Annotated in this window: 13 protein-coding genes; 5 read left to right on the top strand and 8 right to left on the bottom strand. The window is 49.4% G+C overall.

Translation table 11 applies throughout. From position 1 onward, the window contains the following. The first annotated feature begins 22 nt into the window (after positions 1–22). A complete protein-coding gene (locus B5M13_RS15790; RefSeq protein WP_080056586.1) occupies positions 23–1,147 on the top strand; it encodes a hypothetical protein in 1,125 nt (374 codons plus the stop codon). Between the two features lie 2 nt (positions 1,148–1,149). Here the strand turns inward: B5M13_RS15790 and B5M13_RS15785 are convergent, their stop codons facing one another. The 4 genes from B5M13_RS15785 to B5M13_RS15770 form a co-directional block, all read right to left on the bottom strand. Next, positions 1,150–2,070: a pirin family protein gene (locus B5M13_RS15785; RefSeq protein ID WP_080056585.1), complete on the bottom strand. Its 921-nt coding sequence runs from the start codon at positions 2,068–2,070 to the stop codon at positions 1,150–1,152. A gap of 71 nt (positions 2,071–2,141) precedes the next feature. Next, the gene (locus B5M13_RS15780; RefSeq protein WP_080056584.1) at positions 2,142–3,164 is read right to left on the bottom strand and encodes a Gfo/Idh/MocA family protein; all 1,023 of its coding nucleotides are present in this window, start codon (positions 3,162–3,164) and stop codon (positions 2,142–2,144) included. A gap of 66 nt (positions 3,165–3,230) precedes the next feature. After that, on the bottom strand, positions 3,231–4,112 hold the full coding sequence (locus tag B5M13_RS15775; RefSeq protein WP_080059950.1) for an alpha/beta hydrolase: 882 nt from the start codon (positions 4,110–4,112) through the stop codon (positions 3,231–3,233). Between the two features lie 72 nt (positions 4,113–4,184). After that, positions 4,185–5,705, bottom strand: a complete 1,521-nt coding sequence (locus tag B5M13_RS15770) for a choice-of-anchor Q domain-containing protein (RefSeq protein WP_080056583.1) — start codon at positions 5,703–5,705, stop codon at positions 4,185–4,187. Between the two features lie 158 nt (positions 5,706–5,863). Between B5M13_RS15770 and B5M13_RS15765 the strand changes: the two genes are divergently transcribed. The 3 genes from B5M13_RS15765 to B5M13_RS15755 are packed head-to-tail and all read left to right on the top strand — an operon-like array spanning position 5,864 to position 7,460. Next, complete coding sequence (locus tag B5M13_RS15765) at positions 5,864–6,397, top strand: deoxycytidylate deaminase (protein WP_080059949.1); 534 nt, start codon at positions 5,864–5,866, stop codon at positions 6,395–6,397. Continuing rightward, a complete protein-coding gene (locus B5M13_RS15760) occupies positions 6,394–6,999 on the top strand; it encodes an acyl carrier protein phosphodiesterase (protein WP_080056582.1) in 606 nt (201 codons plus the stop codon). The genes B5M13_RS15765 and B5M13_RS15760 overlap by 4 nt, the downstream gene beginning before the upstream one ends. Next, the gene (locus B5M13_RS15755; protein WP_080056581.1) at positions 6,996–7,460 is read left to right on the top strand and encodes an exonuclease/endonuclease/phosphatase family protein; all 465 of its coding nucleotides are present in this window, start codon (positions 6,996–6,998) and stop codon (positions 7,458–7,460) included. Before B5M13_RS15760 ends, B5M13_RS15755 begins: the two co-directional genes overlap by 4 nt. Before the next feature lie 72 nt (positions 7,461–7,532). Here the strand turns inward: B5M13_RS15755 and B5M13_RS15750 are convergent, their stop codons facing one another. Genes B5M13_RS15750 through B5M13_RS15735 form a run of 4 tightly spaced genes read right to left on the bottom strand, consistent with a single transcriptional unit; the run spans position 7,533 to position 12,008 of the window. Further along, complete coding sequence (locus B5M13_RS15750) at positions 7,533–8,879, bottom strand: APC family permease (protein ID WP_080056580.1); 1,347 nt, start codon at positions 8,877–8,879, stop codon at positions 7,533–7,535. Between the two features lie 5 nt (positions 8,880–8,884). After that, positions 8,885–9,832, bottom strand: coding sequence for a heme-dependent oxidative N-demethylase family protein (locus B5M13_RS15745; RefSeq protein ID WP_080056579.1), 948 nt, complete (start codon positions 9,830–9,832; stop codon positions 8,885–8,887). Between the two features lie 12 nt (positions 9,833–9,844). Then, a complete protein-coding gene (locus B5M13_RS15740) occupies positions 9,845–10,912 on the bottom strand; it encodes a mandelate racemase/muconate lactonizing enzyme family protein (RefSeq protein WP_080056578.1) in 1,068 nt (355 codons plus the stop codon). Between the two features lie 52 nt (positions 10,913–10,964). Continuing rightward, the gene (locus B5M13_RS15735; protein WP_080056577.1) at positions 10,965–12,008 is read right to left on the bottom strand and encodes a DUF1611 domain-containing protein; all 1,044 of its coding nucleotides are present in this window, start codon (positions 12,006–12,008) and stop codon (positions 10,965–10,967) included. 97 nt (positions 12,009–12,105) lie between these two features. Here B5M13_RS15735 and B5M13_RS15730 point away from each other — a divergent pair, with 97 nt between their 5' ends. Further along, positions 12,106–14,634 (top strand): serine hydrolase, encoded by a 2,529-nt coding sequence (locus B5M13_RS15730; RefSeq protein ID WP_080056576.1) that lies wholly within the window; start codon positions 12,106–12,108, stop codon positions 14,632–14,634. The last annotated feature ends 141 nt before the right edge of the window (positions 14,635–14,775 follow it).

The raw sequence follows: 14,775 nt of genomic DNA, 5'->3' as shown, positions 1-14,775 counted from the left end.
TGACTAGAAACGCATCAAAACCATGAAGCTCAATCTGTACGTTTTCCTGGCCAATTGTTTCTTCACAGGATCGATCTACGCCCAAACTACCGTCATTCTAAACTCACCTGTACAAAGTGGCTCTGCAACTGGGTCTTTCAATACCGTAGTCGGTGCCGGTAATTCAGGGGCTGCTCTTTCGCTTAACGCTACTAATAACACGTTTATTGGCTATGATGCCGGCTCCGGTACTGTGTCAGGATCGGCCAATACATTTGTAGGCTCGGCGGCCGGTTTTGTAGCTAGCGGGGGCAACCAGAATACATTTGTAGGGACTGCTTCGGGCTACGCCAGTCTTACAGCTTCGTCAAACACCTTTGTCGGTAGTCAGGCTGGATTCGGGACTATATCCGATGGCAACACCTTTATTGGGTCATGCGCCGGGTTAGCCAATACCTCGGGGCTGAACAATGTATTTGTTGGAGCCTGTACTGGAGGAGGTAATCAAACAGGTAGTAATAACACTATTGTAGGTCGAGGAGCTGGTCCTGCTACATTTAACTCCGACAATAACGTTTTTCTAGGCTACAATACAGGACGAAACGATCAGGGCCGGGGAAATACGTTTTTAGGAACGGAAGCCGACGTACTGGCCGGTAACATCCCTCTATACAATGCCACGGCTATTGGGTACGGAGCTCGGGTTGGTGCCAGCAATGCGCTTGTGCTGGGTAATGGTGCCAACGTAGGCGTAGGGACATCTACCCCAACAGCCCGACTACATGTAGTCGGTGAGAAAAATGGAGAGTCGGGGCTACGGTTGGAGACCCTTACCGATCAAGACAAGCCCGTTGTATCAACTAATAACTTTCTAACCGTCAATGCATCGGGCGAGGTGGTATTAGGTCGCCCACGTCTACAAATTAACTCACCAAATCAGTGGGCCGATCGTGTCTTTGCACGCAATTACCGGCTTCGATCACTGGCTCAAACCGAGCGGTTTATTCACCAGCATGGTCATTTACCCGAGGTGCCCAGTGCCGAAACCGTTCAGAAAGAAGGGGTTGATCTGGTACAGATGAATGCCATCCTGCTTCAGAAAATAGAAGAGCTTACCCTACATGTCATCCGTCTGGAAAAACGATTGAAACAACGGAGTAAACGGTGAGCTTATGATAACGGCTGAGGAGGGGGCGTTCCTGAGCCTGCCGGTTTAGACTGATCGTGTGGAAGTGGAATAAATACTTGGTTGTCGTTGGGAGGCAAAGCGATTCGGCCAGCTTCCCAGTCGGCTTTAGCCTGTTCAATCCGCTCTTTCCGGGATGAAACAAAGTTCCACCAAATAAATCGTTCGCCCAGCGGTTCGCCCCCCAGTAGCATGATCGTAGCGGGTTCGATAGCCGTTATCACTGGATCGATGCCCCGCGTAAATACCAGCAATTGACCGGCTCCGTACCGATGGCCATTTACTTCTACTGTACCTTTGGCTACGTAAGCCCCGCGCTCCGGATAACCGACAGGTAAGCCAAAGGGAGTACCGGGTTGTAAAACGACATGGGCGTAAAATAGGGGCGAATGGGTAGTAACATGGTTGGTCAGCCCAAAGGCATCACCGGCAATCAATCGCAACCAAACGCCTGTATCTGTGAAAATAGGGAGTTCGTGCGGCTGATAATTTTCGAAGCTTGGAGTATCCTCTTCGTGGGTTTCGGGTAGGGCCACCCACGTCTGAATCATTTCCAGTCGCCCACCCGCCAAGGTTACCGGATCTTCAAAACGCTCCGAATGGGCAATTCCTCGTCCGGCTGTCATCCAGTTTACTTCGCCGGGCCGGATGATCTGTTCGACACCCAGGCTATCTCGGTGGGTAACCTGCCCATCAAACAGATAACTCACCGTAGACAAGCCAATGTGTGGATGAGGAAGTACATCCATGCCAGGAGCCTGCTCGGCCGTAAAATTGACTGGCCCTCCATGATCCATAAAAATAAACGGCCCTAGCATCCGTCGAAGTCGGTAGGGGAGTATACGCCGGACATTGAATCCATTGCCTAAAGAGGCCGGGCGTGCATCAATAATTAGATCTAACATATGGAGAGACAAGGGGCGAAATACGTTTTTCAAGGTTGAGCCTGATCAATCAGTCGGGTTGCCGTAACGGTTTACCGTTCTGCCGACTGATAAATTCGTTCAACGATTTCCTGTAAAATAGCGCCCTGCTTGGCCGTACAGACGTTGGATGGTTTTCCGGTACAGGCATCCAGAAACGCTTTGGTGTTTTGGAGTTGAATATCGATGTCTTCCAGAAACGGAAATCGTACATCGGCTAGTTCACCAGCCAGTTCGGTATGCAGTGAAAACGGAAACAGCTTTGCGCCACCTTTGGAGCCAAATACTTCCAGGTTTCGTTCTTTTTCGGCTTCCATGTTCAGGGCGAATGAAGCCGATAGCATAATAGAGGCTTTGTTCGGAAACGTCAGATAGGCTGTTGCGGCATCTTCAACCTCGAACGTATCGGGGTTCCACTGGCCCAATAAGCCTTTTCCGCCTGCCTTACCAATAAAATCGTACGTATTCCCGACAACCTGGTCGGGCGAAGGATACCCCAGTGCATAAAGAGCCAGGTCAAGAACATGAACGCCCAGGTCTATCAGAGCGCCACCCCCCTGCATCGCTTTGTTGGTAAAATAACCCCAGCCCGGAATGCCCCGACGACGCACAAAGGACGCTTTAATATGGTAAATATCGCCCAGTAAACCATCCGATTTACAACGCATCAACAACGCATATTCCCCAGCCTGCCGGAGCTGGAAATTATAGGCCAGTACTCGTTCCTTTTTTTGGGCGAGATCGGCCATTTCGCGCGCATGTTTCGCATGCAGCGCGGGTGGTTTTTCACAAAAAACGTGGCACCCCTGTTCTAGTGCCTCCATTGTTTGCGGATGATGGAGGGAATTGGGCGTACAGATAACCACCATATCGGGAGCACACTGCTGGTACAGCTCTGTCGTCTCGTTGAACGCATGGGGGATGTTATGCGAGTCGGCTAGTGCGCGAGCTTTGGCCAGATCGCGGCTACAAACGGCTACCAGATCGACCTGGTCGGATAGGTGTTTAAGGGCTGGAATATGATTCTTGTCGGCAATATTGCCTCCGCCAATGATGGCTGCTTTCAGTCTGGTCATGTCGTAAAGAACGCAAAAATAGCTTCCTGAAACTTGTTAGTAAGCTCCCGCTGACAAAGTAAAAAATTATTTGTCAGCGGGAGGGGGGTATAAGAGCCGGAAGGCATTAAAAATAGCCTGGTGGGTAATGGTGGCGTGGTTTTCCTGAGGTAGATAATCGAAATACACGCGTATATTTTTGTTTTTAATCGCGGTTAACTTCTCCGCCAATCGATTCGCATCTACTTCCATAACGTGCGGTATATCGCTGGGCCCCAGGCCTTCTTTCCCAACACCAATATACACAGCCAAGGGCTTCGTCAACTGAGCTTGTAGCCCATCCGTTTTTTGCTCGAGTAAAGACCCATTATCCCACCACAGACTCGGGCTGATAATTATATACTGTGTGAATAAAGAGGGTTTTTTCGTTACTATTTCAGTGGCGAGTAGTCCGCCAAGCGATTGACCAATCAAGGTTTTTGCGTTGGTCGTTTTATAGGTTTTGTTGATGTACGGTTGTAATTCGGTTCCCAGAAATGCGATAAATTTCGCCGATTGCCCGGCTGTTTTATACTGTTGTTTGTCTTTTTCCTGCGTGGTTGGGTACGTAAAATCCCGCCGTCGGTCTGTATTGGCAATGCCTACAACGATGGTTTTGGGCATGCGGTTGACCCAGGGAAAAGTATTGAACTGGACAAGTCCAACGACATGGATAAAATCTTCATCGGCCGACCCATCGAGCAGGTAGATAACCGGATAGCGGATGGTGTCGTTGGGATTATAACCTTCGGGCAGGTAAATGTTTAGCGTTCGCTTTTCGGCTAACTGCGTCGACTGGATTTCCTGAATAACGCCCAGCACAAACGGTTTTGTTGGCACCGAGTGATCGGGCTTGCTAGCTTGGCCAAAGGAGCTTCTAAGCAGAACAAGCAGTAAAGTTACGGTTTGTGCAATTCGAGCTGTTGTCATTTCATAAGCAGGTGATGGGTAAACCATGCCCTAATAATACGATGTTTATGGGAATGCGTAGGCTACCCAACATCAACGTATACGGCTTATGATAAACGGTAGGCATATAGAACAGCCGATAAATTCATAGGCACCCATATCGACCCGATTGCCCTGTATTCGTGGATTCCCTGCGATGTCGGTAGGCAACAAGTCGGTTATGTCAGGACTACCAGCATTTATAGCCGGGCTAGTGGGTTGTAATCTGAAGTTGCCATTGGCAGGATCGATAAAAAGTGGGTCAGAATTAAGGTTGCCAATGCCTGGGTAACCGTTCTGTATAAGGGAGTAGGAAGTACTTAATATTGGGTCTAGGGTGCTATACCAAAGTTTAGATATGAGTGTGTAGCTTGCAGGTTCACCAGTGATAATACTGTTCTTGATCTGAAATTCTCCCCCTTCCAATAAAGAATTCAGATCTCTATTTGGCTTAGTAGCGTTTGAGTAAAGCGTACAGTTGATAAAACTGAGTTGGCCCCTATCTGAATAAGCCAGTGATCCTCCTTCTGAAGATTGATTATTTACAAACACACAATTGTTAATTGCTGTATTGCCAGACGACTCGATACACCCTCCATGACTATATGCCAGATTATTGGTAAATACCGATTGATTGATAGATAAGTTTACAGTACTAGTAATAGCACCACCAAAACGTCCTTGATTTCCAGTAAACACACATTTTGATATAACAACAGAAGCCGAGCCTAGTTGTTCGGAATATCCAGTCTCAGGCGTAATTGGTGTTAAGCATGCGAGAGCTCCTGCATTAGTGGCTAAATTACCTTCAAATTTCGAGTTTGTGATAGTAGTACTTACTAAGCCAGTTGTATGCGCTTCGACAGAGATGCCGCCACCTTCATCTGCCTTATTATTATTAAAATAGCAACTGCTTATTACAGGAAAACATAATCCATTGTTTTTTGCAATAACTAAAATCGCTCCACCCCTTATTCCCCAGTATTTAGGGGATTGTTTGGCGCAATTATTTACAAATCGACAATTAGTTATTGAAGGACTACAATTTAAATAGCCATCACTGTATATGACCATTCCACTACCTCCATCATAGCCAATGTTTAAGTTATTATAGTAAATGGATTCTGTTTGGTAGCCATCTTTTACTGTGAAACCGTCAACACTTGCTTCGTTGCCGGCTCGTAGTATTAAAAACAAGGTGTAACTATTGTCTTCAATGTAATTTGCTATGCCAATATCTCCTGATATAATTGTTTCATTTTGGGTATAGTTACGTTCAAGTAAACTAGATTCTTTTCCACTAAAACCACCATATAATCGTATACCCTTTGTTACGATGAATGAGGCTGTTCGGTCGGTTGTGGTGGTCGGTTTGTAGGTGCCCGCAGCTATCCAGAACTGAGTTCCTGAATCGGCAGTAGCGACCCGGTTCGGTAGTTGAACACCGGAAAGGGCATTGCCCCAGGCGTTACCCGAATGGTCTCCAGCACCCGTAGGCGTCACGTAAACGATGGATTGGGAAAAAGCAGAAATGGCGAGGAAATAACCCCAAAAAATCAGGGAGAAATGTTTCATGAAGGGTAGTTTGGGCGATAGATCAGCGTCTGTATATGTAGCAAAAATCATGCCTTCCGATAGAGAATTGCTATATCAGTTACATAGGCCCAGTCGAAAAATGGCCATCAGTAGGTCTGTTGCTGTTATTTGGTGGATCGATGCCGTATCTTTACCGAATGCAACCACCAATTGACAACGCTATTTTGCATGCCAAACTGAAATCGGCTCGTCCACGCTTCGATGATATTTTTATGGATCTGGCCGTTAATCTGGCGAAACGATCACATTGTATCAAAGCGCAGGTAGGGGCCGTACTCACCCGTGACACCCGGATTATTTCGATTGGCTATAATGGCCCCCCGGCCGGAACACATAACTGCGATGAGGAATTTCCTGATGTTGGATGTCCCCGCGATTCGAAAGGGTCGTGTTCCCTGGCGCTTCATGCCGAGCAGAATGCCATTTTATACGCGGCTAAAAACGGTTCTGAAATTGAAGGTGCAACCATTTATGTAACATTGTCGCCCTGCATTGCCTGTGCCCGGATTATTTATAGTATGAAAATTGCGCGGGTGGTATACCTGAACTCGTATGCTGCCTATAAAGGGATCGGGTCCGACGAAGGCGTTGATTTTCTGCGTCGGTTTGGGGTAACGGTCGAGCGATATGTATCGGGTGAATTGACGGCGGTAGGGCCTGACATGCCATGAACATACTGGCACATGCGTATCTGTCGGGGCGACAAACGGAGTTGATTATTGGAAATTTCAGTGGCGATTTTATCAAAGGAGATCCCGAAAATCCGCGCCATCAGCTAACACCGGGCGAAATTGCCGGAGTACGGCTTCATCGGGCCATCGACACGTTTACCGATGAGCATCCGGCCGTTGCGGCTGTTCGGGATTTACTGCACCCACGCTGTCATAAATATGCTGGGGCGGCTGTCGATATTTTCTTCGACCATTTTCTGGCTGCTAACTTTTTAACCTTGACGGGTGAACCTCTATCGGGCTTTGTGGCCTATTTCTACCAGACCATCCAAATGCATACAAATCGATTGCCAGCCCCCGTCGCTCGGATGGCCGAGTATATGATTCGGCAGGACTGGCTGACGAGTTACCAGTTTCTGGAAGGCATCGATCGGTCGCTTAAGGGCGTATCTCGTCGAACCGCCTATCCGTCGGGTCTGGATACGGCCATTGAGGATTTAGAGCGGTATTACACCGAAATTGGCGAACATTTTGCTAACTTTTGGCCCGATTTTGTTACCACAATTCAATTGATACGAACCACATTACTTGCCGACCTATGAAATACCGACATTCCTATTCAATTCTCAAACGTTCGGGGGGGGGGCTGACTCTTGCCCTGATTTGTCTGCTACTGGCCCAGGTTAGCTGGAAATATGCGGAACCCTGGCAGCCTGCCCAATTACTGGAACCCGCCGATCTGGCGGCTACGATAAACACACCTGACACCAAGCAACCCTTGATCATCAGTATAGGTCCGGCGGCTACGATTAAAACGTCGGTAGGTGTTGGCCCCGCCAGTGAAGCGGAGAATCTGGCGAAGTTGGAAAAACTATTGAGTAAAGAATCGAAAAATCGGGCAATTGTGATTTACTGTGGATGTTGCCCGTTCAAAAATTGCCCGAATGTGCGTCCGGCCTTTACGAAGCTCAATGAAATGGGTTTCAAGAATCACAAATTGCTCAACATCGCCAAAAACCTTAAAACCGATTGGATCGACAAAGGCTATCCGGTGATTGAATAGGTTTTCGGTTTTTGTATACGTTTACGGTGGGCTGTCGCACAAAATGGCTATCACGTCAGTCCACCGTAAACCTCAAAATGTTTGTTTCCGCCAGAACCAGTAGAAGGGGAGGCCGGTAGCAATGAGTCCAAGGCCTGTAAATGCCTCGCGTGGTTGGTTAATCAGGGTCATAATGACCAGCAATGCACAGCAAACGCAAAAAAAGGCGGGTACGAATGGGTAGCCGATAACCCGATAGGGACGCTCTAAATCAGGCTGTTTGGCGCGTAAAATGAGTACACCCAGCGCCGTGGCCCCGTAAAAAATAAAGGAGGCAAAGACCAGCATATCCGTTAACTGATCAAAGCTGCCCGACCACACCATAATCAGCGACCACAAAGACTGAAGCATGATGGCCACGGAAGGGGTCTGATAGCGGGGATGTATAGTAGCGGCTGCTTTAAAGAACAGGCCGTCACGCGCCATTGCGTAAAAAACTCGGGCAGGCATCAGAATGGAGGCATTGGTCGAGTTTGAGGTGGTTACCAGGATTAGAACCGAAATAAAGACGGCCCCAATATGGCCAGCCGCTTCCCGCACGACTTCGACAGCTGCAATTTTACCCGGTGTACTGGCTAGTTGGACCAGCTTTTCGATGGGTAATACGTATACATACACGATGTTAAGCAGTACGTAAATAATAACAACGATGCTGGTGCCAACGCTGAGCGCAATGGGCAGATTCCGCTGTGGATTTTTGATTTCCTCGCCGATATAGCCGATTTGATTCCAGCCTTCGTATCCCCAGAAAGCACCGAGCGAAGCGACCACCAGCGAACCGAGCAAGCTACCATAGGCGGTCGAATCCTGATGAGGCATGGCGTGGAGTAGGTTCGATAAACTACCCGACTTTGCCTGAAATCCCAGGATGGCGATAACGACTACTGCTATGAAGATAAGGTAGATAAGGATGCGACTAAGGCCTTCAGCTACGGTAATACCCCGGTAATTGATAAAACTTAGCAGCAGGATAAGCAGCGTGGCCACGCTTTTAACCGCTAACTCTACGAATTCGTCAGGAATATTAATCAGCGAAACGAGCGACTGGCCAAAAATGTGTGCCAGAGCGGCAATGGTAGCCGTTCGCATGACGGTGAAAGCCCCCCAGCCATACAGAAATGCAAATAGCTTCCCATACACTTTTTTGAAATAGACATACTCACCACCCGATTGCGGAAACATACCGGCTATTTCAGCATAGGTAAGCGCTCCGGCCAGACTAACCAAACCGGCAGCAATCCAGCACGCTACGACCAGCAAAGGCGATCCTAATTCGGCCGCCATAGGGGCTACTTTCTTAAAAACACCAGAGCCGATAATTCCGCTGACCACCAGTAATATGGCCGAGCGCGTGTCGAGTGTTCGTGCGAGATGTTGCATACAAATTAGGATAGTGGATTCACGTTGATCGCTCTGGCTTTATCCCTTAAATAATTCAGCAGGGCAGGTAAAAAATGGGTCATACTCTTGTAATCAATCATCGCTGGCGGTGTAGTGCTGAAAACCTGTACCATACGGGCAGCCCGGTTAGGGTCGGCTGCTTCGTCGGCCAGGCGGCTTTGGTACGTATGAATGGTAAACAGAATAACCCCGGATTTGGGCAGTCGGGTCAGGGTTTGCCGTTCAACGCGTAAGTATAGCAGATCGCCGATGGTATCGATGGTCAGTTGGGGCAGGCGGTCGTTCAATTGTTGGGTCAGGATAGGCAAATGCCGGGTGCTCCTATCCAACTGATTGCTTACTTTAACGCTCCAGTTGGCCCGCCAGAAGGATTTACCGGCTGGTAGCCGCTGCATAAAGGCTCCGGCCGAACGCATCATCGGTTCAACAATAGGGTTGATTGGTGCGTGAATCTGCCAGAACGGAAGCCCAATTTTTTCGTCCAAACTCCAGTCATTGGCAAAACAGAGCAGGCCCGCTACTAATCGTCCTTCTTGGCCCGATAGAAGCAACACGTCTTCCTGAACCTGACGGCCAACCCAGTCGAGTGGCGCATTTGGAAGAGAGTTCTCATTCCCATACCTGAACGTAGTTTCCTCGGCCAATATACGATTGACCCAATGCCACTGGTTGCCCTGCTTAGTTAGCGAAAACTGCTCAGGATATGCTTCCGCCAGCTTGTGAAGCATCCATTCAAGCGCTTCCCATTGAGCCGATTCATAACCGGATAGTGCCTGAAAATAATAGGTGGGTAATTCGGCCAGCAACTGGCGTTTCAAACCAATTTCTGAGGAATACAGTGGATCTATTTCCAGCAATCGGTCGGATTCCGACACGGGAGCAGTGCCCATCTTATCGTTAAATCGGTGACCGAACGGGAAATAAGGAAGCATAAATAACGGGGTTTACAATTTTGCCAGTCCAAGACCGCTGCCACCAGTTGGTCGCATGAATCCATCCTCAACCATAAAGCCGTCCGAAACAACATCTTCGGCCAGGTCGAAACTACCATCAAGGTCGATATACCGGGTGTGCGGGCAGGCAAATGCTGCGTGTAAAGCTGCTGCGATACTGACTCGACTTTCGTCGTTGCATCCCCAAAATAGTGAAATGCCAGCAGGTTCGGCGATGGTGGCGATGGCCAAAGCCGAACGAATGCCACCACATTTCATCAACTTGATGTTATAAATACCGAACGGTTGTGGCTGATGGGTGAGCGTCAAGGCGGCTTCAGGACCTTTTAGCGATTCATCAGCAGCTAAGCTCTGACGTAGGGAGGCTGGCATGGTTAACAACTCATGTTCCTGACCAACCGGTAGGGGTTGCTCAATAAGTTCGACAGCAGCCTGTGCCGTTTCCCGATAAAATGTTTGTAAATCGGCCAGTGAATAGCCCTGGTTGGCATCCACGCGAATCGTAAACGGATGAGGATAGCGTTCCCGTAGTTTCAGAATACGTTCAATGTCCTGGTCAACATCGAGACCTGTTTTTACTTTGAGCACTCGAAAGCCTTGTCGGTAATAGTCGGCTGCTTCGGCGAGTGTATCGGCTACGTTCATAATGCCGATGGTTACCGAGGTTGGCAATGCTTGAATCTTCTGTCCGTAAAATTGTACAATCGGCACATCCAGATATTGACCGAACGCATCGTGCAGGGCAATATCCAGAGCTGCCAGCGTACCGGGGGCCTTCGGAAATTGATTCTGTGCCTGTTCGATCAAATTTATGAACAGACGTATGTCTTTGCCAACCAGCCCCAAAGCCCACTCGCCCTGTAAATTGTGGAGGGCTTGCGCCGGCGACTCGCCTACTACATCGGGCGATGGATTGGCCGCACCAATGCCAACGATGCCGTTGTCGAGTTCGATTTCCAGAAACACATTCTCCACGTCCGTAGTGGTCTGGTAAGCAATGGTGTACGGCTTAGTCAACGCCAGGTTTTTCAGGTAGGCCCGAATAGATTTGATACGCATGATAGTCGAATTAGCCCCAACACCGAACTAGCATAGAGATTGGGATTATGTTTTATAAAGACTTTATAACAGGAATAATGGCGTCGACGCCGTCCTGCAAAGGCAGTAGGATTGGAATTCCCAGCCGATTCTGATAGTCTTTTTGATACTGATAAGCCTCTTCCTCGGTACAATCTTCTGTATTGAGCGCTACCGCAATCACCGTTGAGTTATAGGCACGAACCAGCGCTATCTCCGACTCGATGGAAGGGATTTCTCCCCAGGCGGGATCATGATCGTAATAGGTACGTTTGGGCGCGTGTACCAGTACCACATACCGTGCATTGCCCGATACCAGAAACTCGGACCCGCAGGGGCCGCTTGGATTTCGGAGAGCTGCCTGCCCTTCGATCAGCAGCACATCGGCTCCGGTCTCCTGCCAGCAGGAGACGAGGGCGTGTTCCAGTTCGCCCGATACAAAATCATTGAGTGTCGAGTCGAAGACGAAGCCGTACTTCCCACCCTGTAGCCAGCCCGTCTGCCCCGTATAAATCATCTGAGCGTTTAAGCCATGTCGTTCGCAGGCTTCCCGGATTAATCGGGCGGTGGTTCGCTTACCGAGGGCGCAGTCGGTGCCCATCACGGCAATGATGGGAGCTGGTATTTGTCGTACCGCTCCGGTCCAGAAATGAAGCTCGTGTCGGGGCTTGGGACGTCGTACATCAATGAGTTCAACTCCCTGCTGCTGCGCTAAGGCAACGAATTCGGGTTTATCGGTCAAAAATTCATGCAGCCCATTGACAATCGACAGCCCCCGTTCAAGGCATTGCCGGATGTCGTTGAGCATAGAAGAGGGTAAAACGCCACCATTGGTCGCAATGGCAACGATGGCATACGTAACAGGGGAAAGCTGAGTTACAGCCTCATCGACTGATTCAACTACTGGTATGTTGCGCGGGTGCCCGTCCAGAACGGCACCTGCATCCTGACCAGCCGTTGGCGCATCGACTACGCCCACTACGGTATACCGTTCAGTTCCACGAATCAGGCCATGCGCGGTCTTGGCATTTGGGGTACTCAGCAATCCATCTGTGAGCAGTATAGCTCGGTTGTTCATACAGAAATTAACAAACTTTTTGAAAGCAAATCCTATCAATTGCCAAATATATTGCACGTATGCGATTATATTGGCCTACTTCTTTTTTAAATAGCTCATGCGTACGTTCTACCGTTTCTGCCTACTCGCCCAGATTTTTCTTATATCCATCCCCAGCCTGGCCCAAAAGACAACTTCGCAAACAAACAACCGATTAAAAACGCTCGATTCCGCTTTAACTAAACTCCAGGAGCGGGCTATGTTCAATGGGGTCGTCGTGGTGGCGGAACAGGGAAAAATTCGTTACAAAAAGGCGTTGGGCGTGGCCAATAGCGAAACCGCTGAACCGCTGACAGTCAGCTCGGCCTTCAACCTGGCTTCGGTATCGAAGCAGTTTATTGCCATGATGATCATGCAGTTGCAGGAGCGGGGAAAGCTGATGTACGATGAAAGTGTCCAGACCTATCTGCCCGATTTTCCATACTCAGGCATTTCGGTCCGGGATTTATTGAACCATACATCCGGTTTGCCCGAATACTTCGATCTCGCGCAAAAATACCTGGGGCCACTCGATACGCTGACCAACGACGGGCTGGTTCAGTTACTGCATCAATACCAACCCCCACTGCTTTTTCAACCCGGCGACCGCTGGGAATACTGCAATACGGGTTATGTACTACTGGGGGCTATCGTTACCAAAGTAAGTGGAATGCCCATCGAAACGTTTTTCAACCAGGCAATTGTCCGGCCACTCAAGCTCAAGAATACGTACATCTATTATCACAAGAGCAGCACTATTCCCCGTAATCGAGTGTACGGATTTCGGCGGGAGAATGGCAGGAATGTTCCAGACGACTTGATTCGGTTGGATGGAGTCGTGGGCGATGGGAATGTGTATTCGTCGGCGGAGGATCTGCTGGTCTGGAGTCAGGCACTGTACACAGAAAAACTCGTCAAGGTCAGTACCTTACAGGAGGCATTTACCCCCGTCAAACTGAATGATGGTTCCACATATCCCTACGGGTTTGGCTGGATGATTGAAGATGATGGCAAGGTACTGATGCATACGGGGAGTTGGGTTGGCTTTCGGACATTGATCCTGCGATATGTTGATAAAAAACAAACACTGATTGTGCTGACAAACGGGTCCAATGCGGCTGGCCGTATTGCCCGTGAAATTCTGGAAGGGAAGCCTGTTCAGTTGCCGCAAACGCAGCTTATTTCGAACATTCGGCTGATTGATGGTACGGGCACAGCAAGCCGGAATGCGGCTGTCCGGATGCGGGGCGATCGAATCTGGGAAGTGGGGGAGTTAACGGCATTTCCGACCGAGTCCGTGACAGATGGGCGTGGGCTGGTATTGGCTCCGGGCTTTATCGACAGTCATAGTCATCACGATGTCAGTACGAAACCCGATGCGATTCCAGCGTTGAATCAGGGGATTACAACCATTGTCATCGGGCAGGATGGCGGTGGCTACTGGATGGATACGTTACAGAGTCGTATGCAACGTCAGCCATCCGCCATTAATGTAGCGAGTTATACGGGGCACGCTATGCTCCGGCAAAAGAGTATGGGTGTTAATGGCCTCTATAGAACCGCTAAACCTGATGAGGTTGATCGGATGAAAGCGTTGTTACAGACCGAAATGGGTAAGGGATCGCTGGGTTTATCGAGCGGGCTGGAATACGAAGCTGCGTTTTTCTCGAATCGGAACGAAGTCATTCAACTGGCGCAGGTCGCTGCGGATTCCGGTGGACGGTATATCAGTCATATTCGGAGTGAAGATGCGATGATGGACGATGCCATAGATGAGATCATCGAGATTGGCCGGGCTACAAAAATGCCGGTACAGATTTCGCACCTGAAAATAGCTCTTCGGAACAACTGGGGCCTGTCGACACGCCTACTGGCCCAACTCGAACGGGCACGTTCAGAAGGCATCGACATTACCGCCGATTGTTATCCGTATGAGTATTGGATGTCGACCTTGCGGGTTTTATTCCCAAAACGGGATTATACCAACCTGGCGAGTGCTGAATTTGCCGTCAATCAACTGTTCGATCCCTCGCAGTCGGTACTGGTCCGGTTTGCTGCGAACCCGACATATGCCGGAAAAACCGTTGGTGAAGTGGCCCAGATGCGGCAGCAAAGCCCCGCTCAAACCCTGATGGGACTCGTGGCGGAGGCAGCTGCTTTTTCGGAGAAAAATCCGGAAGCGGGCGGTATAGAAGGGATTATGGGTAAATCGATGGACGATGTTGATGTCAAACGCTTTCTGGCCTGGCCGCATACCAATATCTGTTCCGACGGGGCCAATGATGGGCACCCACGGGGGTACGGGGCATTTACCCGGGTGCTAGGTCGGTATGTTCGTGAGCAGAAACTAATGCCAATAGAAACAGCCATTCAGAAAATGACCAGCCTGACCGCCGAACATCTGGGGCTGAAAAACAGGGGTGTAATTGCGCCGGGCTATTATGCCGACCTGGTTCTACTTAACCCCGACACCGTACAGGATAACGCCCGTATTGGCGATAATAAAGCCCTATCTACCGGAGTTGAAGCCGTTTGGGTAGCTGGTCGGCTGGTCTATAAAGATCAGAAAAGTACCGGGGTTTATCCGGGTGTACTGATTCGTCGGTGAGCGGTTCCATGAAAGACTAGGTGTTTATAGCGATCATTCGATTAATACCTCAGGCAGGCGTATCGGTTAACGGCTTAAACCCTTAATTTTGTCGGATGGTCTGCTTCCAGTTGGGCGAATACATCACGAACCATAACGTTT

This window comes from Spirosoma aerolatum (assembly GCF_002056795.1).
Taxonomy (GTDB): domain Bacteria; phylum Bacteroidota; class Bacteroidia; order Cytophagales; family Spirosomataceae; genus Spirosoma; species Spirosoma aerolatum.
Note: the sequence above shows the minus strand (reverse complement) of the source record. Positions and strands in the feature narration are given on the sequence as shown.